The following is a 22,531-nucleotide window of genomic DNA, read 5'->3' as shown; positions in this document are numbered from 1 at the left end:
AGGCCTCCGATCTCTCGAGGAGTCTTGTGTTTGATTCGCCGGTTGTGACACTGGCGGGTAACTCAATTGACGCGCGCATGTCTTTCCTCCACCCTACTGTGAATACGTAAGAAAAGGCGCAGCCGTGATCGAGGGTAAGAAAGAGGGCGGATTTTCCAGAAAGTGGGCGATTGTGACCGTGCATCCGTGGTTGCCATCGAGGTCGGAGCAAGTCGCCAGGGCGCGCGCCTGGGGGGTAGATGAAAGCATCCTGGGCGGCGTCGATGTGTCAGCTCTTTTTGTCGATGATGTGCGCCACGTCAAGCGTACCACCAATTGGCCGGGCAAGCTGGTTGAGCGCGGCATCTTCCTGAAAAAGATGAAGCTTCTGCAGCACGTTGGGCATCAGGTTTTCTTTACAAATCCGCTGTGTGTCGGGTTCTCTGAAAAGCACGCGCGCAGCACGGTCGAGGGGCTGTTTGAGGCGGGCCTTGTGGTCTACGTCCACTCGATCAAGGACAACGACCCGGCGCTGTATCAGAAGGGCGACGACATGACGGAATTCTATGAGAGCGTGGGCCTGATGGCGAATGCCAAGCACCAGAGCGTCCACCGGAAACTGAAATCCAGATAGGAGCAGGGAATTCAGTGAAGGTTATTAAGCAGGCGCGGCAGATGGCAGCCAGGCGGCCAAAGGAAACAAAATGGACCGCCATCGGCGGTGCGAGCGGAATCCCTATTGGGTTGGCAGTTGGCGGAGTAGGGGTGGTAGCTCTTGGTGGGGGTGTTGGAATTCCTGCCGTCGTGCTGTGTTCCGTTGTTGGTGCAGCAATTGGGAACCGTTACGGCGTCGGACAAGATCGGCCACTACCAAATGCAGATAAAGAAGAAGCCAGCTAGGGAGTTATTCGACGTGCAGAGCAACGACCCAACACCTGGACAGCAGGAAGCGTTCAGCGAAGCCCACGATCTTTATAAACGGCTCGAGGCCGAAGGGCGTGTCTCTCTTGCAGAAGTAGGAACTGGATTGCTCATCGCCGCTGTTGTTGTTCTGCGAAAGGCAGTTGGAAACAAGGCGACCGCGGAACTTCTGTATGAGTATGCGGACGACTACGCCTGCCGCGATCAGCCCAGATAAGGAGTGCCGAGTGGGGCGGGACTCGAACCCGCGACCCCTCGAGCCTAAATCGAGTGCGCTAACCAACTGCGCCACCCACTGATATCCCCTAAGGGACAGCGGGCTCTTGATAAAGGTGGTGGCTTGTGGTGGCAAGTGCCGTTTTGGTTGTACCGTGGGAATTTCTTGGTTGGTCGGTTAGCAGCCAGGTCAGTCCAGTAAAGGAGCGCGGGCAGGTTTGTTGACGGGGGTAGGGCGCTCTGTGCGGCAACAGGTACGAGACACGAAAATGGGCGCCTCTCAACCGAGGCGCCCATCTTCTTGTGCAGAATGAGCTTGAGAGTGTTGTTCGCGCTCTCTGTTCTATCTATGCGGTATCTGAGTTAAAATTGTGTATACGCATCGTGAAAGTTGCATCAAAGGAGCAAGGCCAGTGCGCGGCACTCGTTACCAGGTCAACATCTGACTGCAGGCGCCGCCCCATCGGGACTGGGGTAAAAGAGTGACGGGCGCCCTTGGGTGTAGGCGCCCGCCTGGGTTTTGGCCTAGTACATAAAGGGGAGCGGAATGTCCCTCGCTACCCTTATGCGGTAGTTTGGTTAAGGAATCGTTGTCGCTTCGTGATAGGTCAGAAGAGGAGCAAAGCGTTTATGGACAAGCAGCATCTTGGAATGATTTTTTCGGTTTTGTTGATTTTGGTGCCCGTGATTTCAGTGAGTTTTGCCATGACATCGAATAGCCCTCGTTTGAAGGCGCGAGGTTATTTTGGCTTGTGTGCCTTGATGTTCATCGCTGCGGGCGGGTGCTTTGCTTTGGCGATCACGGAGCAGAATAGGGCGGGGTATGTCTGGATGGCATTTCTAGCCTATGGCTCTTACTGGGCATGGAATCGGGCTGCAGAGATAAAGTCCAAGTAAGGAGTCCTGCGGGTGCTCGCGGCAAGCACCCGCAGGGATCATCGCCTAGATGATAAGGGAGAACGGAGCGTCCCTTGCACTCTTTTTACGGGAGGGGCGTTGTGAATGTGTTAACGCTCCGTCAAAGAACCAGAAAAGAAGTGGAGCGGCCCGCTAAGCTGGTTACACAAGCACTGGTTACGCGCGGGCCGCGTCCTCCCGCCCCCGGAAGACTTGGGAAGTTTATTATCTAGGGTGCAAGTGAAGGTTGTCCAAAGTGAGTGTGAGCGACCCGCAGGGTAACGGCACCCAAGGGAACGGTGCAGCGGGCCGCTCTATCCCGCCCCGGTTGATCGGGATCGAAATATTATAGCCCAGTGAGTTGGGCGGTCCAAATAAGGAGCGAGGAGCAGTCCCGGATAGACCGGGGCATTACCTTCTTTGACCGAACTCTCTTTTGCGCCTGTATGCTACATCTGACGTCAAGGCTTGGTGGCGGCCAGTATCTTTCTAGAAGAAGGACCCAATAACCTGCGGCAATGCCCCGCCTTGGAAGTCCTCAACAGCGCTTCGAAACTCACCAGCCTCGTTGGCAGCAATCTGAATGCTGTTGTACAACTCTGGAGCCATCCCTGAAACACCTGCACGTCGAATCTTGTTCGATACACCAATTAGGTCTTCCAGCGCGATTTTATACTCCTGTCGAGCCTTGATTATCGGTTTAGTGGGAGCCCTTACCTTGCCGAGAGATACAAGCATCGAGCGCGCGAGATCCTGAGTTTCATCCAGCTCAGCGCCTAGATCAAACAGCTTGCCAGGTGTAACCAAGTCATCGCTCAACATAACCAAGTGCTCTACGAGCAGGTTTTGTTTTGTTTCTACAGCTATGAAGTCGTTGGTTAGCTGTGTCGAAATGTCGAACGACTCTTTGTATGCAGTGTAGGCAAAATAGTAGAGGACACCACCGATCACGAATACCCAACGCACTGCAATCAGCAGCACCGTGATAGGATGCCCCTTTACCACTCTCCAGAGTTTCTTCAAGATTTCAATCGACATCGTCGCCAATCCTAATCTGATAACTCAGCTTCGCCCGTCACGTTTGCGGCGTTTCTATTCAGTCCGTCCTGCAGCGCTTCAATGTATGTTGCCGCATTATCATGCCCAGATGTGCGCACAAAATCCACTAGCGCCTTTTTGCTCGCCTCAACTAGCTCAACTCCACCAACATCTTTGCTGTTTTCGACAATCAGGTGGCCGGCTTCTATGGCCTCGGCGCAAGCCAGCCCCGGCAGACCAGCCGCCGCGGCCACCATTAGCAGCTTTACAACGAATGTGGCCACAGATGCTGACTCTAGATGGGCTCTTCCATTCGGGCTATCAACCCTCGCGTGAAAGTATGGGCTGGAAGTGACCGACCTGTCAAACAGGGCTGCACCTGGCCGGAGACTGTTGCCGGTCATCAAGGCGTGTTCAACCGCCATGTGAAGTTCTATCATCTGACCAATGACCCGAGCGTCAAAGTCATCAGTACCAGCAAGAAGGCCTGTTACACGGTCGTTGGCTCTCTGATAGTCGCCGTAATATTGGCGCAAAACCCGGTCCTCTGCGTGCCCCGAAATCTCTTCCACGACTTTCACAGTACGGGCGGCATCAGTAACGGACTCTGGGAGGTAGCGCATTGGGACTTGCTTCAAACCGCGAAGCTTGCGCGCAGGATAAACAAGGCCGGATGCGCGGCCCTCACCCTCGACCACTACACGAGGCTCTTTCCTTGGCAGGATCTCCGCCAGAATGGCATTGCCGCCCAAGGTGTTGCTTGGAACTACAACAAGTGTTCCTCCAGGAATCGACCAAAGAACTTGATTTGCTGCATTTCTAATTTTCGTGCGAGTGGATGCCCGTTTGGGGTCGATCAAATCAACACGGTAGAAATCGACATCAGTGGATGGTTTGGGGCTGCGAGAGCTCTTGGCTTGTCGCCCCCAAATTCTCATTACACGAGCGCGCTCAAGTTGAGGGGCTATGCTTTTCGCTGACGGAACCTTCTTTCCGTCCTCAAGGGACAGAAAAGGAGCGTCTACCGGCAAGGCCTCATGTTTCAGCACTGCGTTCCGCAAAGCGTATCGGGCTCCAGGGCGGACTAGATGAACCTTGATGTTGTCGCTGAGGATCCTGGTTTTAAGGTCAATCTTAAGTGTAGGCGCCATTAGAAAACCAATCTCGTGTTGCGTGTATGGCGAGCTATATGCGAGAGACTCAACCGAAATTGCAACCCGTTTGATTTTCGCCGGGCTGGGCGTGAAAATCTTAAGCCTTACTAGCAAGGCGCGTGCAAAATAAGTCCGGGAAAGGAATGCGCAGCATGGATGAAAGGCTTTCGAAGGACGCAGACGCAACCGCTTATGCAGTTGTCTCAGAGGGCGACAGGCTGAGAAGCTACTGGGTCAGGATGACTGTTCGATCCTTCCAGGGCGATGTCTCTCAAGACTATGGACCTGTTGAGGTGGAAGATCAGCAACAAGCGCGGCGATGGATTCGCAGCGGAGCGAAACTTCATAACTTCAGTTTGATGGATGTGGCTATCGACTACGAATTCCGGGAGTCCAAGTAAGGAGGCTTCATTTGACTATTAATCAGGCCAGTAGGGGTATGAGGTCATGTGTTTGGGCTGCCTCTCTTGTTTTTGTGCTTCCCTCAGACGCGCAAGCTGAGAAGCAGTTTCAGTGCACATTCTCAACAGTATGCTTGGAAACCAATGCATGCAGTACGCGTGATCTTGTTGTCCAAGTGTCCTACACTGAGGATGACGGAACAATATCGTCTCCAGGGCAAACCTTCCCCGTTACAATCATTCAAAATGGGGGTGACGAGGCTATCACATTCCTTAGCGAGGAAGTGAACGGATCAACTGCTTTCCTGACGGTTTTTGCCAATTCTGCTGCTCGGTTAACATATCATTTTCATAGGCCGGAACCGACAGCCATGACTAATTTTGGTACCTGCGAGTAGGTCCAACAAAGGAGCGAGCGACCCGCCGGGCATATGCACCGTTGTCGGCGATACAGCGGGCCGCTCTGACCCACCCCAGATTTCCGGGATCTCTGCAGTGTAAAGCTAAAGGTGCAAATTTCCAGTAAAGGTGGCCAGGCAGGCTATCTCTCCCGCCTACCGGCGTTCCACCAGTTTTGAGCGTAGAACGGCCGACAGTTCCCGCGCATGTTGTCCGGTGAAACGCGATCCTCTGGACAGTCCGCCGCTATAACCCCAAGCGCCTGGGGCAGCTCAGTATCGGCGCCGACGATCTCCACAAATCGCTGTTTCCTATAGCGCCCATATCGGCTGCAGTGGTTGCAGCAGATTTCAACCGTTGGAAGGGGGTAGTCTTTGGCGCGCATTTGAGGGGGCGGGATTCGTACTTGGTTTGTTCTGTTTTACGCTTTCGCGTTTCGTTCTGGCAATGTCCTGTAAAACTTTCAGGCTAAGCAACTTGAAATCACTGGATGTTCGTTAGTTTTAGGTTCTGGCGCCGCAAGGCGTGGGGGTTCAAGTCCCTTCACCCGCACCAGCTTTCAATCGCATCAGAGGCAGACAGGATGCTGGCCGTGGCGGTTGCTGGCCGGTTTAACCTTTCCGGTCAATAATTTCACTGGAACCAGCCGCGATGTGCTATACTTCTATCTGGCCGGCCAGCGGCCTTTGGCTGGCCCAAGTGTTTATCAGTACATTGTTAAAAAGGGGGATGGCCATGACACGTCTTCTGAAAATTTCCACGGCAGCTGCAGGGGTCTGCGCAATCGCGTTTCCGGCCTACGCCGAGCTGCGGTATGACAACAATTCCGGCGGCTATGTTGAAATCTACGGACAGTTCAATCCGGCCATCATCTCGGTTGATGACGGCCAGCAGACTGAGACCAACGTGCTTGACTACGACCTGTCCCGCTCCCGCGTCGGGTTGCGGTTGATGCAGCCGATCGGGGCCAACACCTTTGGCTTCCGGTTCGAGACCGGGCTGGGCTTTCCGAACTCGACCGAAGTGAACCAGTTCGGCTCCAACTACAGCGGCTGGACCCGCGCCGACCTGCGCCACGTGGACTTCTGGCTCGAAGGCAGCTGGGGCAGGTTCTCCGCCGGGCAGGGCAGCATGGTGGCCGATGGCGCGGCTGAAACCGACCTGTCTTACGTCGGCACCGCGCTTTATTCCTATACAGCCGATGCAAATGCAGGTTTCCTGTTCCGCGACACCGCAGGCGCGCTGAGCGGGCCTGCCGTGGCCTCTGCCTTTGACAATCTGGATGGCTCCCGCCGCGGCCGGATCCGCTATGACACCCCGGATTTGAACGGGTTCACCGCCGGTATCGCCTGGGGGCAGAATATCCTGTCGTCCGGCGATGATGCCGATTATTATGACATCGGCCTGCGCTACGGCCAGGAATTCGGCTCCACCAATTTTGCCGCCTCTCTGGCCTATCAGGTGCGTGATGACGCCGGAGCGGAACGCTCGGATGTGATCGGCTCGGCCTCGGTGCTGCTGGACAGCGGCATCAGCTTTACTGTGGCGGGCGGCAGCCGGGACAACGATGCGGCGGGCTCCAGCGATCCCAGTTACTACTATGCCAAGATCGGCTATGAGACCGACCGCTGGCTGCCCTGGGGCAAGACCGGGCTTGGGGTGCATTATTACGACGGCGATGATTTCAACGTCACCGGTTCCAGCACCAAGGGCTGGGGCATTGGTGCGGTGCAAAAGGTCGACAGCATCAACACCGACATCTACCTGACCTACCAGGAATATGAGTATGAGGATGCCGCCGCGACTTACCAGGATCTGACGACCTGGGTGCTGGGCGCCCGCTGGCGTTTCTGACGAGCGGCAGATATCTGGACCATAATGAAACGCTCCGGTCAGCCGGAGCGTTTCTTTGCTGAGGGCTGGACCGGGCAGGTTTCCGGATCCGCCCGCCCGGCTGATTCCCGCCTCAGGGTTGCACGGGCGGCATAGCTGCTTTGCATGAGGCGGGCTGTAAACGTAATCGTCTTCACATCTCCGGTCCCGTGGCGGCGCTACGGTGCAGGTGATTTTTTGCCACGGGCAGATTTTCACAATTGCCGCAGCGGTCATCTGACCCGGAATTCATGCCACGCGCCCAGAGGCTCCCTCGGCTCCTGCGCTGGCTTGTGCCGGACAGCGGCCGTAAGCGGCGGAACAGGAGACAGGACATGAAAACCAAGTTTGCAGCCCGCGCCGGCGCAGCCACTCTCGCAGCCGCAGTTGCGGCCCCGGCATTTGCAGGCCCCACTTACACCAACGACACCGGCGGCAGCTTCCGCTGGTACGGCCAGTTCAACCCCGCCTATCAGTCGTTTGATGATGGCGAACAGGACTTCAACCGCCTGACCGACAACGCCGCCTCCAACTCCCGCATCGGTTTCTGGCTGGAGCAGGCTTACGGCGAGAACACCCTGCGGTTCAATTTTGAAACTGCCTTCGGTTTCCGCTCCTCTGACGGGGTCAGCCAAACCTCGACCGGCGACAACCTGAGCTGGGACCGCACCAACATCCGCCACGTCGACTTCCAGTTCGACACCGCGCGCTATGGCCGCTTCTCGGCGGGTCAGGGCTCGATGGCAACTGACGGCATCACTGGCGCTGACTTCTCCGGCACCGGTCTTGGCGCCTCCAACTCGGTTGCCGACTCCGCGGGCGGCTATGCCTTCCGCACCGGCGCCGGCGCGCTCAGCGGCGTGGACATCGGCGATGCCTTCACCGACCTGGACGGCAGCCGCCTGGGCCGTGTCCGCTACGATTCGCCGGAGCTGGCGGGTTTCACCCTGTCGACCTCCTGGGGCACCGACATCCTGAAGGACGCCAACGACCGCGAAAGCTATGACGTGGCAGTCCGCTGGGCCAATGACGACGCTGCGGCCTTTGCCATCGACACCGGCATCGGCGCCTCCTGGACCGAGGAAACCGGCGAGCAGGACTACCGCGACATCTCCGGCTCCTTTGCGGTGCTGCACAAGGCCACCGGCCTGTCGCTGAACATCGCCGCAGGCGAGCGCGACATCGCAGGCACCTATGCTTACGCCAAGCTGGGTTATTCGGCAGATCTGATTGCAGCCGGCTCGACCTCCTTCTCGGTCGACTATTATGACGGCTCCGACATGGTCAGCACCGGCGACAGCGCTGAATCCTGGGGTGTCGCCGCGGTCCAGAAAATCGACGCCTATAACGTCGAAACCTACCTGGCCTACCGCGACTATTCCTATGCCGACAACAGCGCCACCACCTACCAGGACGCAAACGTCATCCTGGCTGGTGCCCGCTGGAAGTTCTGAACCGCAACTCTCTCGGTTTCAGGAACACAAACACGCTCCTCTGGGGGCGTGTTTTTCGTTTTGGGCGGCTGGAAATCCGCGCGATTGCGCAGGAAAGGGGCAATCCCCCTTGCGCCGCCGCGCCGGGGGAAATAGAAGACCGCAAATTGTCTGGGGGCACCTCGCACAGGGGCCCCGAATCTCTATGGGGAATAGGATGCAGGTCACCGAGACGCTGAACGAAGGTCTGAAACGCGGCTACGCCATCACCGTCACCGCCGCCGAGCTGGACGAGAAGGTCAACGAAAAGCTGGTCGAAGCCCAGCCGGAAATCGAAATGAAAGGTTTCCGCAAAGGCAAGGTGCCGATGGCACTGCTGAAAAAGCAGTTCGGCCAGCGCCTGATGGGCGAAGCGATGCAGGAAGCCGTCGACGGCGCCATGAACAAGCATTTCGAGGACAGCGGCGACCGTCCGGCGCTGCAGCCCGACGTCAAGATGACCAACGAAGACTGGAAAGAAGGCGACGACGTCAACGTCGAGATGTCCTACGAGGCACTGCCGGAAATCCCCGAAGTCGACTTCTCCGGCGTCGAGCTGGAAAAGCTGGTTGTGAAGGCTGAAGACGAAGCCGTCACCGATGCGCTGGCCAACCTGGCCGAAACCGCCAAGGAATTCGAAGCCCGCGAAGAGGGCGCAGCAGCCGAAGACGGCGACCAGGTCGTAATCGACTTCGTCGGCCGCATCGACGGCGAAGCCTTTGAAGGCGGCGCAGGCGACGACTACCCTCTGACCCTGGGCTCCAACTCCTTCATCCCCGGCTTCGAAGAGCAGCTGGTCGGCACCAAAGCCGGTGAAGAAAAAGACGTGACCGTGTCCTTCCCCGAGGAATACGGGGCAGAGCACCTGGCCGGCAAAGAGGCCGTGTTCTCCTGCACCGTCAAGGAAGTCAAAGCCCCGAAGGCGGCTGAGATCGACGACGAGCTGGCCAAGAAATTCGGCGCCGACGATCTGGACGCGCTGAAAGCCCAGATCACCGAGCGCCTGGAAGCCGAATACGCCGGTGCCGCCCGCGCGGTGCTGAAGCGCGGCCTGCTGGACAAGCTGGACACCCTGGTCTCCTTCGACCTGCCGCCGTCGCTGGTCGACGCCGAAGCCAAGCAGATCGCGCACCAGCTGTGGCACGAGGACAACCCGGAAGTGCAAGGCCACGACCACGGTGAAATCGAAACCACCGAAGAGCACACCAAACTGGCTGAGCGCCGCGTCCGTCTGGGCCTGCTGCTGGCCGAGCTGGGCCAGAAAGCCGAGGTCGAAGTGACCGACGCCGAGATGACCCAGGCAATCATGGCGCAAGCCCGCCAGTACCCCGGCCAGGAACGCCAGTTCTTCGAGTTCATCCAGCAGAACGCCCAGATGCAGCAGCAGCTGCGCGCGCCGATCTTCGAGGACAAGGTTGTCGACCACATCGTCGGCCAGGCCAAAGTCACCGAGAAAGAGATCTCCAAAGACGACCTGCAAAAGGCTGTTGAGGAGCTGGAAGAGGAATAATCCTCCTTCCGCATCGACTTACGGAAAGGCCGCCCATCGGGCGGCCTTTTTCGTTGGATAGGATAAGACGGCGCCGGGCGTCCGGTGATCCGGTTTCTATCGGTGCGCGTCCGGCACCCAGTCCTCGGGGGCGCTGTTCCAGAACCTGTTGGGATTGTCTTCATCCATGCCGCGGATATGGAGGGTCCGCAGGCAGGGGGCCGCATAGATCACCGGCTCCTCGTAAGGGTGGGACGCATAGACGCTTTCCAGAACCTGCGCCGCCCCGGCGTCCCCCCGGCCCAGAAAGAAGGACAGTTCCACGCAAGGCACCTCAACGGCAGCCTCCGTCGCCGCGTTCCGCCCGCTCCCCAGCGAGCGGAAGCTCTGTGTGCCCGCCGCTGTCTGAAAGGTCACGCGGTCATAGTCGCCGTATTTCAGGGTGGAGACGGCAAGAACCGCATCAACGATCCTCTGCACGTGGGTTTCGGGAACCTGGACGGTGATCCGCAAACCGTCTTCGGGGATAAATCTGCCGGTCTTCAACTCGGGCATTTTCATAAGGGACTCCAGTGATGATTGGGACTGGATACCCCAGGCAGGCGGCTCTGCGGGAAAGGACGCTTCGCTGCGGGCCGAAGCGTTTGGCCTTGCGGTCAGGCGGTGCTGGTCAGGAAAACAAATGCTCCCGCCCGTCCTTGGCGCCGTCCTGCGGACAGCGCCGCGGCCCGTTGGGCCAGGCAGCGCCCCTGCGGAGCGCTGCTGACGGGCAGGCTTCAGCCGTCAGAAGGCGCCGGACGCAGGCCGGTTTCCACCAGCATGCCGCGGCGCTTGGCCTCGTAGTAATACCCGCGCGAGTAGTGCTTCACCGCCATGTCCTGGCTGCCATCAGCCAGCAGCCAGGCGCCGCGCAGGTATTTCACCGAAAATTGCAGGTTGGTATCGGCATCCAGCAGTTCCTTGGGTTCTCCCTTGAACCCCATCGACCGCGCCGTCGCGGGAAGGATCTGCAGCAGCCCGTAATAAGGGCGGTTCACCGCCTTGGGCCTGTGGGTGCTTTCGCGGACCGCCAGCCGGTGCACCAGGCTGCGCGGAACCTCGTAATGGTCTGCCCAGTAGTTGATCTTCTGGCGCAGTTCCGGGGTCTCATTGGGGTAGAGCGGCGGGGCGGCTCTGGACACCTCCGGCGGGGGGGCAGTGCTGGCGCAGGCGGACAGCACCGCGGCAGCAATAAACAAGATCAAAGGGGTCGGGCGCTTCATGCGGCCTCCGAAAGCGGTTTCTCACGATGGGCAGATTACCCGCCCCGGCGCGGGCTGCAATCCTGCCCGTGCCAGCAGGGGCTTCCAGTGGCGGGGAACCGCCATTGCCGCGGGGGGAAACCGCCTGAAATCCGGCGTGCGTTCCGGTGTCCGGGAAGTCGGTCAAACTTTAATCATTAGACATTTGTTAAATATGGCCGCCCACTACATATTGGGGTTGCGCATTGAGGCAGAAACAACCCTCAGGGCAGTTTGCCCCTCACGCCTGTGGGGCAGCTGACCACTTCGGGCAGAAAGGGACCGCGGCTGTTTCCCAAAATTTCGCGGTCCCTACAATCCCTGCCAACGCTTCTGTGCAGCCCCTGACCGCCCTGCGCAGACCGGTTTGCATACCTCAGCCAAAGGCCGCTTGGGACGCCTTCAGACAGGTTTCTGCATCGCGTCTGACGGCGCCTTGAACAGGCTGTCCCCAGGGCCGATAAGCCCTTTGGGCACCAGCTCCGAAATCGCTTCTGTCTTAAAGTCCGGCCGGTCGAACCGCTGGCCGCGCAGCAGCCGGAACAACAGCCGCCGCCGCAGCGCCAGCTCCTCACTTTCCAATGCGTCCTGCATGGCGCATCCCCCTTTTTCACTCCACGTGCCGACTATTCTGGATGAATCCGGCAAACAGATGGTTATTCGGGGGCAGGGGATTTCCGTGCAATTTGGCGTGTCTTTGCAAACTCCGCTGAGCCAAAGAAAAAGGCCGCCCCAAGGGCGGCCTTTCCCGTGTCTCACTGTCCCGGATGGGATCAGTTGGTTTCTTCGCCAGCGGCTTCGGCCGGTGCTTCGTCGTCGTCGGACGCAGCAGAGCCGATGTCGTCGAACAGCTCGGAAATCTCGAACTCTGCAGCGGCTTCCTCTTCGGCGGCCAGCTCCTGGATCGATTTGCCCGATGCCTGCAGTTCGGCTTCTTCTGCCGAACGTGCGACGTTCAGTTCGATGGTTGCTTCGACTTCCGGGTGCAGTTTCACGGAGACCGAGTGCAGGCCGAGGTCCTTGATCGGAGCGATCAGGGCGACCTGTTTCTTGTCGACCGAGAAACCAGCTTCGGTTGCAGCATCAGCCGCGTCGCGCGGGGTGACGGAGCCGTACAGCGCGCCCGCGTCCGAAGCGGAGCGAATCACGATGAACTGCTGGCCGTCCAGCTTCTCTGCCAGAGCCTCGGCTTCTTTCTTGGTCTCCAGGTTGCGCGCTTCCAGCTGCGCTTTCTGGGCTTCAAAAGAGGCGATGTTGGCTTCGGAAGCGGTCTTCGCCTTGCCCTGCGGCAGCAGGAAGTTGCGGGCGAACCCGGGCTTCACGTCAACGACGTCGCCCATCTGGCCCAGCTTTGCAACGCGCTCAAGAAGGATAACTTGCATCTGCTTATCTCCTTACTTCACGGCGTAGGGCAGCAGGGCGAGGAAGCGGGCGCGCTTGATAGCACGGGCCAGCTCACGCTGCTTCTTTGCCGAAACGGCGGTGATGCGCGAAGGCACGATCTTGCCGCGCTCAGAGATGTAGCGCTGCAGCAGACGGGTGTCTTTGTAGTCGATCTTCGGCGCATTTTCACCCGAGAACGGGCAAACCTTGCGGCGGCGGAAAAACGGTTTGGCTGCCATGATTTAGCGTCCTTTTCTCAAGCGTTGATCAGCGGCGCTCACGGCGATCGCCGCGTTCGTCGCGCTTCTGCATCTGGACCGAAGGGCCCTCGGCGTGCTCGTCGACCTTGATGGTCAGGACGCGCATCACGTCATCATGCAGACGCATCAGGCGCTCCATTTCCTGAACGGCGGCCGACGGGGCGTCGGTCTTCAGGAAGGCATAGTGGCCCTTGCGGTTCTTGTTGATCTTGTAGGCCATGGTCTTGACGCCCCAGTACTCCTGCTCGACCAGCTTGCCGCCGTTGTCGGACAGAACAGCACCGAAATGTTCGATGAGGCCTTCAGCTTGCGAGTTGGACAGGTCCTGACGCGCAATCATGACATGCTCATAGAGTGGCATGCGAACTCCTGTTTGTGTCTAGGCGCATTTCATAGACGGGGCATGTCACACTTCCGCTGCCCGGTCACGAGAGGCTGCGCGGATCGAAGATGTCGCGGAAGCAGGGCCTCCTATACAGGCTGGCGCCAAAAGAGCAAGTCCAAAGGGCGTTTTGCGCTGGCTGCAACACCCCGCCGCGGCAAAACCGCAAGCCCGCCCCATTGCTGCCCCAATGCCAGTCTTCACTCGTTAACGAAGCCTTAACGCGGAGAGAAGCCGCGGCGCCGGAATCCCAGACGCGGGACCCGCAGCAGGGCAGCAGAAACAGGACCGCAGCAGAAAGGGCAGTCAAATGGCAGTGACAGACCACACCCCGCCGCAGATTTCCGCAATGTCCGGCGCCCGGGCGCTTGGCGCAATTGCCAGCGCATCGCCGCTGCGCCTGCGGTTCGAAGCAAACTGGAAAGTGCGGGTGGTTGCGCTGAAGCTTCTGGGCGCGGCGATGATCCTCAGCTCAACCGGCCTGTGGCTGGTGCAGGGGGCTGGCGCGGATGCGGAAATGAACCTGATCCGCTTCGGCCTCTCCGTTGCTTTCCTGCTGGCCGGGCTGGTCCTGATGACCGCGCATGAGCCTGAAGGCCGGCCGGAGGCCTGCTTTGATCCGGTGCGCCGCGAACTGCGGGTGCTCAAGCGCGACGCCCAGGGCCGTCCGCGCACCGTCCTGCGGCGCAGCTATGACACCCTGGGCGGCGCACGGCTCACTGCCAGCTCCGTCCAGCTGTTCGAGGGCGACGGCAGCCTGATGATCGAACTGCCGCTGGCCTCCGCCGCGGTGCGCAGCCAGCTGCGCGACCAGCTCAGCGGTGCGGTGCGGATCCTGACCTGATCCGCTTTCACATTTGCGCGAGATGCCGCCCGGCTGCCTGCAGCCGGGTTTTGTGTTCGCGCGCTCACAGATAATGTTGGATTTTGCAGTCTTCCTTTCGGGGGGGAAACAACCACATGTGTTGCCATAGAAATTCTTCAATTCGGAGCCTTTGAGATGAAAAAGACCCTGTTTGCCGCCGCCCTGGCCGCTGCCGCTGCAACCGGCGCTGCCGCCGCACCGGAGAAATACGTGCTGGACGCCGGCCACAGCCAGATTCTGTTCGATTACAACCACCTCGGCTACTCGACCACCTACGGCCTGTTCTCCGGCTTCGAAGGCGAGATCATGTTCGACCAGGAAGACCCGGCCGCTTCCAGCGTGTCGGTTTCGATGCCGCTCAGCAGCATGTTCACCGGCTGGCAGGCGCGCTTTGACCATTTCATGACCAAGGACTTCTTTGACGCCACCGAGGATGAAACCATCAGCTTCACCTCCACCGGCATCGAAGTGACCGGCGAAAACACCGCCAAGATCACGGGCGACCTGAACCTCAACGGCGTGACCAAATCCGTGGTGCTGGACGCCAAGCTGAACCAGGCCGGCGAACACCCGATGGCCAAGAAGCCCTGGGCCGGCTTTGACGCCACCACCCAGATCCTGCGCTCCGACTACAACCTGGGCCAGTTCGCGCCCTTCGTCAGCGATGAGGTCAACATCAAGATCTCCGTCGAGGCGATGAAGGCCGACGGCTGATCCTGCCGCCGCATCTTTGAAATTACAGCCGCCGGTTCCCTTGGGTCCGGCGGTTTTCCTTTGCGCCGCACTGCGAAGACCTCCCCAAACCGTGACCCAAGTTCACTGGCCTTTGCACCGCATCAGGCGCAGACTGTGGGCGGCCTCTCCGGCCACTTCGGAAAGGAGGCACCATGTTCCGCTTCGGCTTTATCACTTCAGCCTGCGCGGCTTTGGCCCTTGCTGCCAACCTGGCCTTTACGGCTCCCGCCGCAGCCCATGATTCCGGCAGTGACGCCGCCCGTGCCATCGCCGGGCTGATTGCGCTTGGCATCATCGTCAAGAGCCTGGACAACGACCGGGACCGCCACCGCGGCCGCGTCTATTATCACCAGCCCCGGCAATACCACGGCTACCACGGCGCCCGCCGGCACCACGCCACCCGCAACCGGCACCACTTCCGCCGCCACGGCGGCCACCGGCACCGCTCACGCCACGGCGGCTATTACTACCACCGGCACTAGGCACATGTTTGGTTGTTTTCTGGCGGGCGGTTTCGCCCATTTGGTGTTGCCTGCCGCAGCCGGCATGTGACAGAACCTGATCTGTCAACAAACAAACCGGCTGACAGGAACAGGCAATGGCAGAAAGCAGGACACAAGCAGGCAGGCTCAGCTACCGGCGGTCGCAACGCGGCGACGCGCAGGCGGTCTTTGATATTGTGAGCGCCTCAGTCAGCCGTCTTGCGCCCGATCCTTATCCGCAGGAGGTGGTGGACAGCTGGATGGCAGGCCGGGTGCCCGAGGATTACTGCGTGGATTGTTCCAGTGGTGAAATCTGGATCGCGGAGGCGGACCGGAAACCAGTGGCATTTGCCCATGGTGTTCCGGGAGAGATCAAGCGATTGTTCGTTGCCGCAGGGTACACTGGCCTTGGGGCCGGTGCCGGTCTGATGCAGCTTGCGCTGGATGATGCTCTGACCGCGGGCACCGGCCATGTGCGCATCGAGGCAACTTTGAATGCGGTTCCCTTCTACGGAAAATGGGGCTTCGCCGAAACCGGGCGCAGTGTGTTTTCCGGGCGGGATTCAGCCTTGCCCGGTATTGATGTTGTGATCCTCGAGAAAGTGTTCTGAAAACCCGGCAAACGGGCCGCTGGGTGTTCAGCGCCGCGCGTCAGCGCGGCGCCAGGCCCAAGGCTGCCGGGGGGTGCCGGCCTTGCCGGCGCACCCGCCAGGCGCGGGAGAGCGGCCCTGTGCTGCCGGTTATTCGGCGCGCTTGGCGTCCAGTTCCACCGCGACATCCACGGCAAACGCCAGCGAGCTTTCATCGGGCAGGCTCTTGCCAACCCCGAAATCCAGCCGGTTCAGCGTCAGCCCGCCACTCATCTTGGCCGTATCCCCCTCAAGCACCAGATCAAAGGGCAGGGTGGCCGGCACGGTTTCCCCCTTGATGGTCAGGGTGCCTACTGCCTGATAGCCCTCTGCCAGCTTCTCGATCTCCGCAGTGAACTGCGCGGTGGGGAAATTGGCGCTGTCGAAGTAATCCGCGCCCATCGCCTGGCTTGCGACGGAGCCCAGCTCCAGCGAGGGGATCGCAATGGTCACCTCCACATCGCCCGCCGGGCCGGGGGCGGCCGGCTCCTCGAAATTGATCACCGCGGTCCACTCACCAAAACTGCCATTGATGACGCTGCCCATCTGAGTGACGGCGATGCCCAGCGTGCCGGATTGCACCGCCCAGCCGCCCGCGCCCTCGGGCGCTGCGGCAACCACCGGGGCAACGGTGCCTTCTGTGCCATGATCGTGGTCATGGCCGCCCAGAATGCCCAGCGCCGCACCGCCGCCCAGGACGCCGCCCCAGACCACCACTGCAACCAGCATCGGTGCCAGGCTGTGCGCCTGCGCAGGCGGCCTGGGCAGGGTGCCGCTGCCCGGCAGCATCCGCCGCAGGGTGGCGTCGCGGTCGATCACATGGTGCTTCAGCGCGCCGGCAATATGCAGCCCCAGCGCCGCCGCCAGCGTCCACACCAGCAGCCAGTGCAGCCCGCCAAAGAGCCCCGCCACATGGTCGGATTTCGGCACAAACGGCAGGCTTTGCCCGAACGGCCACCAGATCGGCGCAAAGCCGGTGGTCGCCGCATGGTGGATCCAGCCAGACAGCGGCACCGCCACCAGCGAGCCGTACAGAAGCCAATGCACCACCTCCGCCGCCAGCGCCTCTGCCTTGCGGTCCGGGTGCAGCAGGCCGGGTTTCGGCTGGCTCAGCGCCCACAGGATGCGCAGCAGCGCAGTGAAGAACACCGCCACGCCGATGGTCTTGTGCAGGGAGAACAGCAGCGTTGCCCGCTCGATCACCGCCTGGCTGCCGTCAAACCCGGGGCTCTGGATCTCATGCGCCAGTTCATTGGCGACATAGCCCAGCGGAAAGGCAGAGAAGATCAGGAGGGCCGTAAGCCAGTGAAAGCCCTTGGCGACAGAGCCGTAAGACGAAAATGTATTGGAGCGGGACATAAAGCGCATTTCCTGGTCTGGGTCCGGTTGACCTTAACCTAACCACGCACACCTGGGATGCAACGCACGGGGCTGTCCGTCCATGCACAGGTTTCGTGCGCAATCTGCACCTTTGCTTGTACGTTAGGGAAAGGGCGGGTACATCAGGCAAAACGCTAAAACAGACGAGGTCATCAATGACGATCGCATTTGTGTTCCCCGGGCAGGGCGCCCAGACCATCGGCATGGGCAAGGCGCTCGCTGAGGCCTATCCCGCCGCCAAGGCCATCTTTGACGAGGTGGACAGCGCACTCGGCGAAAGCCTGAGCCAGCTGATCTGGGAGGGCGACATCGAAACCCTGACCCTGACCCAGAACGCCCAGCCCGCCCTGATGGCCACCTCCATGGCCGCGATGCGCGCGCTGGAGGCCGAAGGCGTCACCATCGAAAGGGCCGCCTTTGTGGCCGGCCACTCCTTGGGCGAATACTCCGCGCTGGCCGCCGCCGGTGCCATTTCGGTTGCCGACACCGCCCGCCTGCTGCGCACCCGCGGCCTCGCAATGCAAAGCGCGGTGCCGGTGGGCGAGGGCGCCATGGCCGCGATCCTGGGCCTCGATCTGGATGCCGTGCGCGCGGTGGCTGAGGAAGCCGCGCAGGGCGAGGTCTGCCAGGCCGCCAATGACAATGACCCGACCCAGGTGGTGGTCTCCGGCGCCAAGGCCGCGGTGGAACGCGCTGCCGAAATCGCCAAGGAGAAAGGCGCCAAACGCGCAGTGATGCTGCCGGTGTCCGCCCCCTTCCACTGCGCCCTGATGCAGCCCGCCGCCGACGCCATGGCGGAGGCGCTGGCGGGTGTTGATATCAAATCCCCCGCGGTGCCGCTCATTGCCAACGTCCGCGCCGATGCTGTCACCAGCCCGGACGAAATCCGCGCATTGCTGGTGGAGCAGGTCACCGGCTCCGTGCGCTGGCGTGAAAGCGTGCAGGCGATGGCCGCCAAGGGCGTGACCGAGTTCTGGGAAATCGGCGCAGGCAAGGCGCTGTCGGGCATGATCCGCAAGATCGACCGCAATCTCGCCTGCCGCCAGGTCGGCACGCCCGAGGACGCCGCGGCCGCCGCCGGGGCCTGATCCATGCAGCGCCGCCTCGCGTTTCTGGCATCCAGCCTTGCCCTTGCCGCAGCCGTGGCAGTGGCGGGCGGGCTGATGCTCAGCCACGCGCAGGCGGCCAGTTTCAAGCTGCAGGGGCAGGACATTCTGGTCAACGGCACCGTCAACGGCAAGTCGCTGCGCAAGTTCCGCGCCTTCATGGCCAAGAACCCGGATGCGCAGCGGCTGGTGCTGCTGGACATGCCCGGCTCTGACGATGACGAGACCAATCTGAAAATCGGCCACATGGTCCGCGATCTGGGCCTCGGCACCCATGTCACCGCCAGCAGCCGGATCTATTCCGGTGCGGTGGAGCTGTTCCTGGCCGGCACCGAACGCACGATGGAGGCTGGCGCCGTCCTGGGTGTCCACGCCTGGGAAGGCGACAGGACAGCTGACGAATACCCGCGCTGGCATCCGGAACATGCGCCCTATGTGGCCTATACAACCCGGATGCTGGGCAGCGCCGATTTCTACTGGTTCACCGTCCGCGCGGCCCCCGCCAGCTCAATGCACGAAATGACCGAGGCCGAGATAGAGCGCTTCGGTCTCCTGACACAACCGGTCCTGCGGGACTAAGAAGCCAAGAGGGCAAGAAACATGTTTGATCTTACAGGAAAAAATGCGCTGGTGACCGGCGCGTCCGGCGGCATCGGCGGCGACATCGCCCGCGCCCTGCACGCCGCTGGCGCCACCGTGGCGCTGTCCGGCACCCGCGAGGAGCCGCTCAAGGCGCTGGCGGCTGAGCTGGGCGAGCGCGCCCATGTGCTGACCTGCAACCTGTCGGACGCAGACTCGGTTGAGGCACTGCCGAAACAGGCGGCGGAGGCAATGGGCTCGGTCGACATCCTGGTGAACAACGCAGGCATCACCCGCGACAACCTCTTCATGCGCATGAAGGACGAAGAGTGGCAGAGCGTTCTGGACGTGAACCTCACCTCCACCATGCGGCTCTGCCGCGGCGTGCTGCGCGGCATGATGAAGGCGCGCTGGGGCCGCATCATCAACATCTCCTCCGTGGTGGGTGCCACCGGCAACCCGGGCCAGGGCAACTATGCCGCCTCCAAGGCCGGCATGGTCGGCATGTCCAAGTCGCTGGCCTATGAGGTCGCCAACCGCGGCATCACCGTCAACGCCGTGGCACCGGGCTTCATCGCCACCGCGATGACCGACAAGCTGAACGACAACCAGAAAGACGCGATCCTCACCCAGATCCCGGCCGGCCGGATGGGAGATTCGAAGGAAATCGCCTCTGCCGTGCTGTATCTGGCCAGCCAGGAAGCAGGCTATGTCACCGGCACCACCCTGCATGTGAACGGCGGCATGGCGATGATCTGAGCGCCCCGCCGCGCCGCATCATTATTGAACCCCGCAGCCTGTCTGCGGGGTTTTTCCGTCTCTGCAGCCCGGAACAAGAGCCGCAACCGGGGTTGGCCGGAGGCGCCAAATGATTGAAATCCGGTGAAAAAGCAAAAAAGATGCAGTGCAGGTCTTGCAACCACTTGATTACAAGGCCATCTGCACGCTTCATAGCGGCCACAGGCAAACCGCGCTGCCGCTTGATGACCGCGCGAAACCGTTTGCCTTGGCTGCGGTCTATGCTATAGGCGGCCCATATCCGCTGGTATTTCCTAACGGAAACGCCGCACTGTCCCCGTCCCGCGGGGATCACACCGCCCGCTCCGGGCAAAACCACGCCGCCCGGCTAGGGCAGGGCAGAACCGGGCAGAGTGCCCTGTAAAACGAGGAAGAGACATGAGCGACGTCGCAGATCGCGTTAAAAAGATCGTTGTTGAGCACCTGGGTGTTGAAGAAGACAAGGTCACCGAAAACGCCTCCTTCATCGACGATCTGGGCGCAGACAGCCTGGACACCGTGGAACTGGTGATGGCGTTTGAAGAAGAGTTCGGCATCGAGATCCCGGACGACGCAGCCGAAACCATCCAGACCTTCGGCGACGCGGTCAAGTTCATCTCCGAAGCGTCCTAAGCCACGCTTCCGGATGACCGGATTTCACGGCGCTCTCCTGCACGGAGGGCGCCGTTTTCTTTTGCCCGCCTGCCTGCGCCGAATCTGCTGCTGCGGCATTCTGGCCCCTTGTGCCTGTGGCGTTTGTTTGCGCTACCAGCGCGCCCGGAAACCGACGCCGCAATTGTTCCATAAATGGTCAGGATACGGCGTATCGCCGGCCTCAATCCGTGTTACTCTGAACCCATGAGGCATGACATGAGGAGACTGGCACTATGATCATCTACCCCACGATGCAAATTCAGAATGGCCGTTGCGTGACGCTCGAAAAAGGCCGCCTGGACGAGCCGCAGATCTGGCACGTGGACCCGGTGGAAACCGCCAAGGGCTTCGCTGCAGCCGGGGCGGAATGGATGCACCTCACCGATTTCAACGCGCTGGAAGGCGACAACAGCAACGAGGAACTGGTCACCGACATCATCCGCGCTGCCGGTATCCCGGTGCAGCTGGGCGGCGGCATGCGCTCGCGCGAGCAGGTCGAGTACTGGATCGACAAGGGCGCGGGGCGTGTCGTGATCGGCACCCTGGCGGCGCGCGATCCGCATATGGTGCGCGAACTGGCCGAACATCACCCCGACCAGATCGTTCTGGCGGTGGACATCTGGCAGGGCCAGGTGATGACCGATGGCTGGCGCAAGTCTGGCGCCTTCACCCCGGAGGCCTATCTTGAGGCTTTTGCGGGCGCGCCCTTTGCAGGCATCCTCATCACCGATATCGACGCTGATGTTGCCGATACCGAGGCGCAGATGGGGCTGATCTCGCATCTGGCCTCGCTGGTGAAACTGCCGGTGATCGCCAGCGGCGTGGTGCGCAATGCCGATGATATCTCGCGGTTGAAATACATCCACAACATCGCCGGTGCCCAGATCGGCCGGGCCCTGTTCAGCAAGACCATCGCGCTGGAGGATGCGCTGGCCGTGGCCCGCCCGGAACCGGAACCGGTCGCCGAATTCCAGTAAGGCCGGCATCCGGCACGCAAGACCAGGGGCGCCTGCCAGCGGGCGCCCCTTCGTTATGGCCGTAACCGGCTTGGCTGCGGCCAAAGGTGCTGCACGGATGCCAGCCGCGAGCCCCGGGCTGGTCTCAGGCCGGTTTGACCGCGGCTTTCGATGCCAGTTCCGTCGCGGTCTCGGCCTGTTTCGACCAGTTGAGAAGGCTGCGCAGTTCTTCTGCCGTCATCGGCTTCAGGAATTTCACCCCAACATAATCAGCACTCTGCCAGGTCACCTGGGCCCGGATTTCACCAACACCGGGAAAGACGGCAATGACGTCTTTCTTTGGCGGTGGCAGCGGGGTGCCGGGCAGCTGCCAGATCCGGATCTTGGCGCCCATGCGGCTGATGTCGACCAGTTTGGCGCGCAGCATCTGCGCCGGGGTTTTCAAGGAACAGGGCAGCGAGCAGGGGTAGCGGCGGCGTCTGCGCCGGTGGCGCCGGGCGATCCGCTCTGCCAGAAACATGCCGCCGCCGCCCAGCACCAGCGCGGACAGCGATCCGGCAATGGCCGTCTCCTGTGAAATGCCCCTGATCCGCCCCATCCCGGCCGCTGTGTCCGCGGAACTTTCCTTCTCCGGCGCATAGTCGCAGGGCAGCGGGATGATCCGGGCGGCAAACTCCTCCAGCAGCGCCGATGTGCCAAGCCGCTGCGCGCTGACTTCCGCCTTGGCTTGCCCATGACGGTTATACACCTGAAGCAGCCCTTTCTGCTGGGTGATCAGCCGCATCGCCAGCGGCTCATACGCGTCCATGCCGGCCCGCCGCATTTGCATCCGCAGTGTGACATCCGGATGATCCTCCAGCCAATGCTCCAGCTGCCGGGCCGCGCGCGGCCCGTTCCCGGTGCGCAGATACTCCAGGAACTGGCGCGCTTCATGCTGGAAAATCACAAGATCGGATTGCAGAACGCAGGTGGGCCTGGACGCCTCAGCCCGCCCTGCGCTGCACCAGAGCGCTGCAGGCGCAGCAAGCGCAACCAGGATCAGTGGCCAATGTTTCATGCGGGGCTCGCCTTGCAGATCAAAAAGGTGGTTTCGCGCGTCTTCCGTTCAATCACTCTACCAAGGAGGGTGCTGGCAGTTATTAACGCAACCGTTTACGGGAGTTAATTCGCCGTAAAAGCGCCCGTGGGTGACAGGGTAAGGGGATCGGGAGGAAACAGGATATGC

26 protein-coding genes and 1 tRNA gene are annotated in these 22,531 nt (G+C 61.0%); 16 read left to right on the top strand and 11 right to left on the bottom strand.

The window, feature by feature from the left end:
* The first annotated feature begins 124 nt into the window (after positions 1 to 124).
* Together RA21_RS03690 and RA21_RS03685 are read left to right on the top strand one after the other, a co-directional pair.
* On the top strand, positions 125 to 613 hold the full coding sequence (locus tag RA21_RS03690; protein ID WP_152610470.1) for a hypothetical protein: 489 nt from the start codon (positions 125 to 127) through the stop codon (positions 611 to 613).
* 153 nt (positions 614 to 766) lie between these two features.
* Positions 767 to 1,117, top strand: coding sequence for a hypothetical protein (locus RA21_RS03685; protein ID WP_152610469.1), 351 nt, complete (start codon positions 767 to 769; stop codon positions 1,115 to 1,117).
* Between the two features lie 7 nt (positions 1,118 to 1,124).
* Here the strand turns inward: RA21_RS03685 and RA21_RS03680 are convergent.
* Positions 1,125 to 1,197, bottom strand: a tRNA-Leu gene (locus RA21_RS03680).
* Positions 1,198 to 1,746: 549 nt separating this feature from the next.
* On the opposite strand from RA21_RS03680, the gene RA21_RS03675 reads away from it, so the two are divergent.
* On the top strand, positions 1,747 to 2,013 hold the full coding sequence (locus RA21_RS03675) for a hypothetical protein (protein ID WP_152610468.1): 267 nt from the start codon (positions 1,747 to 1,749) through the stop codon (positions 2,011 to 2,013).
* Positions 2,014 to 2,502: 489 nt separating this feature from the next.
* Here RA21_RS03675 and RA21_RS03670 read toward each other — a convergent pair whose 3' ends face one another.
* Positions 2,503 to 3,051, bottom strand: a complete 549-nt coding sequence (locus tag RA21_RS03670; RefSeq protein ID WP_039146259.1) for a hypothetical protein — start codon at positions 3,049 to 3,051, stop codon at positions 2,503 to 2,505.
* A gap of 11 nt (positions 3,052 to 3,062) precedes the next feature.
* Entirely contained in the window at positions 3,063 to 4,100 is a 1,038-nt protein-coding gene (locus RA21_RS22525) for a hypothetical protein (protein WP_152610467.1), read from the bottom strand.
* 257 nt (positions 4,101 to 4,357) lie between these two features.
* Here RA21_RS22525 and RA21_RS03660 point away from each other — a divergent pair, with 257 nt between their 5' ends.
* The 4 genes from RA21_RS03660 to tig all read left to right on the top strand — a co-directional run bounded on the left by RA21_RS03660 (position 4,358) and on the right by tig (position 9,859).
* Positions 4,358 to 4,606, top strand: a complete 249-nt coding sequence (locus tag RA21_RS03660) for a hypothetical protein (RefSeq protein WP_039146255.1) — start codon at positions 4,358 to 4,360, stop codon at positions 4,604 to 4,606.
* Positions 4,607 to 5,740: 1,134 nt separating this feature from the next.
* The gene (locus tag RA21_RS03655; protein ID WP_241480894.1) at positions 5,741 to 6,859 is read left to right on the top strand and encodes a porin; all 1,119 of its coding nucleotides are present in this window, start codon (positions 5,741 to 5,743) and stop codon (positions 6,857 to 6,859) included.
* 353 nt (positions 6,860 to 7,212) lie between these two features.
* Entirely contained in the window at positions 7,213 to 8,331 is a 1,119-nt protein-coding gene (locus tag RA21_RS03650) for a hypothetical protein (protein WP_039146252.1), read from the top strand.
* A 196-nt stretch (positions 8,332 to 8,527) separates the two neighbouring features.
* Positions 8,528 to 9,859, top strand: coding sequence for a trigger factor (gene tig / locus RA21_RS03645; protein WP_039146250.1), 1,332 nt, complete (start codon positions 8,528 to 8,530; stop codon positions 9,857 to 9,859).
* Between the two features lie 96 nt (positions 9,860 to 9,955).
* On the opposite strand, the gene RA21_RS03640 is transcribed toward tig, so the two are convergent.
* The 6 genes from RA21_RS03640 to rpsF all read right to left on the bottom strand — a co-directional run bounded on the left by RA21_RS03640 (position 9,956) and on the right by rpsF (position 13,122).
* On the bottom strand, positions 9,956 to 10,393 hold the full coding sequence (locus RA21_RS03640; protein WP_052257589.1) for a hypothetical protein: 438 nt from the start codon (positions 10,391 to 10,393) through the stop codon (positions 9,956 to 9,958).
* Positions 10,394 to 10,614: 221 nt separating this feature from the next.
* Complete coding sequence (locus RA21_RS03635; protein ID WP_039146247.1) at positions 10,615 to 11,100, bottom strand: lytic transglycosylase domain-containing protein; 486 nt, start codon at positions 11,098 to 11,100, stop codon at positions 10,615 to 10,617.
* Between the two features lie 420 nt (positions 11,101 to 11,520).
* Positions 11,521 to 11,712: a hypothetical protein gene (locus tag RA21_RS03630; protein WP_019295530.1), complete on the bottom strand. Its 192-nt coding sequence runs from the start codon at positions 11,710 to 11,712 to the stop codon at positions 11,521 to 11,523.
* Between the two features lie 179 nt (positions 11,713 to 11,891).
* On the bottom strand, positions 11,892 to 12,500 hold the full coding sequence (gene rplI / locus RA21_RS03625; protein ID WP_019295531.1) for a 50S ribosomal protein L9: 609 nt from the start codon (positions 12,498 to 12,500) through the stop codon (positions 11,892 to 11,894).
* Between the two features lie 12 nt (positions 12,501 to 12,512).
* A complete protein-coding gene (gene rpsR, locus RA21_RS03620; RefSeq protein ID WP_005608650.1) occupies positions 12,513 to 12,740 on the bottom strand; it encodes a 30S ribosomal protein S18 in 228 nt (75 codons plus the stop codon).
* 28 nt (positions 12,741 to 12,768) lie between these two features.
* A complete protein-coding gene (gene rpsF, locus RA21_RS03615) occupies positions 12,769 to 13,122 on the bottom strand; it encodes a 30S ribosomal protein S6 (protein ID WP_019295532.1) in 354 nt (117 codons plus the stop codon).
* A gap of 331 nt (positions 13,123 to 13,453) precedes the next feature.
* Here rpsF and RA21_RS03610 point away from each other — a divergent pair, with 331 nt between their 5' ends.
* The 4 genes from RA21_RS03610 (at position 13,454) to RA21_RS03595 (ending at position 15,836) form a co-directional block, all read left to right on the top strand.
* Positions 13,454 to 13,987: a hypothetical protein gene (locus RA21_RS03610; RefSeq protein ID WP_039146244.1), complete on the top strand. Its 534-nt coding sequence runs from the start codon at positions 13,454 to 13,456 to the stop codon at positions 13,985 to 13,987.
* 156 nt (positions 13,988 to 14,143) lie between these two features.
* The gene (locus RA21_RS03605) at positions 14,144 to 14,722 is read left to right on the top strand and encodes a YceI family protein (RefSeq protein WP_039146241.1); all 579 of its coding nucleotides are present in this window, start codon (positions 14,144 to 14,146) and stop codon (positions 14,720 to 14,722) included.
* Between the two features lie 173 nt (positions 14,723 to 14,895).
* A complete protein-coding gene (locus RA21_RS03600) occupies positions 14,896 to 15,225 on the top strand; it encodes a hypothetical protein (RefSeq protein WP_039146240.1) in 330 nt (109 codons plus the stop codon).
* A 116-nt stretch (positions 15,226 to 15,341) separates the two neighbouring features.
* Entirely contained in the window at positions 15,342 to 15,836 is a 495-nt protein-coding gene (locus RA21_RS03595; RefSeq protein ID WP_039146237.1) for a GNAT family N-acetyltransferase, read from the top strand.
* A gap of 129 nt (positions 15,837 to 15,965) precedes the next feature.
* Here RA21_RS03595 and RA21_RS03590 read toward each other — a convergent pair whose 3' ends face one another.
* Complete coding sequence (locus tag RA21_RS03590; RefSeq protein ID WP_039146235.1) at positions 15,966 to 17,213, bottom strand: cytochrome b/b6 domain-containing protein; 1,248 nt, start codon at positions 17,211 to 17,213, stop codon at positions 15,966 to 15,968.
* Positions 17,214 to 17,389: 176 nt separating this feature from the next.
* Between RA21_RS03590 and fabD the strand changes: the two genes are divergently transcribed.
* The 5 genes from fabD (at position 17,390) to RA21_RS03565 (ending at position 21,327) form a co-directional block, all read left to right on the top strand.
* Complete coding sequence (fabD, locus tag RA21_RS03585; protein WP_039146233.1) at positions 17,390 to 18,322, top strand: ACP S-malonyltransferase; 933 nt, start codon at positions 17,390 to 17,392, stop codon at positions 18,320 to 18,322.
* 3 nt (positions 18,323 to 18,325) lie between these two features.
* Positions 18,326 to 18,919 (top strand): COG3904 family protein, encoded by a 594-nt coding sequence (locus tag RA21_RS03580; RefSeq protein WP_052257578.1) that lies wholly within the window; start codon positions 18,326 to 18,328, stop codon positions 18,917 to 18,919.
* A 21-nt stretch (positions 18,920 to 18,940) separates the two neighbouring features.
* Complete coding sequence (fabG, locus tag RA21_RS03575) at positions 18,941 to 19,678, top strand: 3-oxoacyl-ACP reductase FabG (RefSeq protein WP_039146230.1); 738 nt, start codon at positions 18,941 to 18,943, stop codon at positions 19,676 to 19,678.
* Between the two features lie 417 nt (positions 19,679 to 20,095).
* Complete coding sequence (locus RA21_RS03570; protein ID WP_005982462.1) at positions 20,096 to 20,329, top strand: acyl carrier protein; 234 nt, start codon at positions 20,096 to 20,098, stop codon at positions 20,327 to 20,329.
* A 254-nt stretch (positions 20,330 to 20,583) separates the two neighbouring features.
* Positions 20,584 to 21,327 (top strand): 1-(5-phosphoribosyl)-5-[(5-phosphoribosylamino)methylideneamino]imidazole-4-carboxamide isomerase, encoded by a 744-nt coding sequence (locus RA21_RS03565; protein ID WP_039146228.1) that lies wholly within the window; start codon positions 20,584 to 20,586, stop codon positions 21,325 to 21,327.
* 124 nt (positions 21,328 to 21,451) lie between these two features.
* On the opposite strand, the gene RA21_RS03560 is transcribed toward RA21_RS03565, so the two are convergent.
* Positions 21,452 to 22,363, bottom strand: a complete 912-nt coding sequence (locus RA21_RS03560; RefSeq protein ID WP_039146225.1) for a PilZ domain-containing protein — start codon at positions 22,361 to 22,363, stop codon at positions 21,452 to 21,454.
* Positions 22,364 to 22,531: the final 168 nt, after the last annotated feature.

This window comes from Leisingera sp. ANG-DT (genome assembly GCF_000813785.1).
Classification (GTDB): Bacteria; Pseudomonadota; Alphaproteobacteria; order Rhodobacterales; family Rhodobacteraceae; genus Leisingera.
The sequence above is the reverse complement of the archived record's forward strand: the minus strand, read 5'-3'. Positions and strand labels throughout refer to the sequence as shown.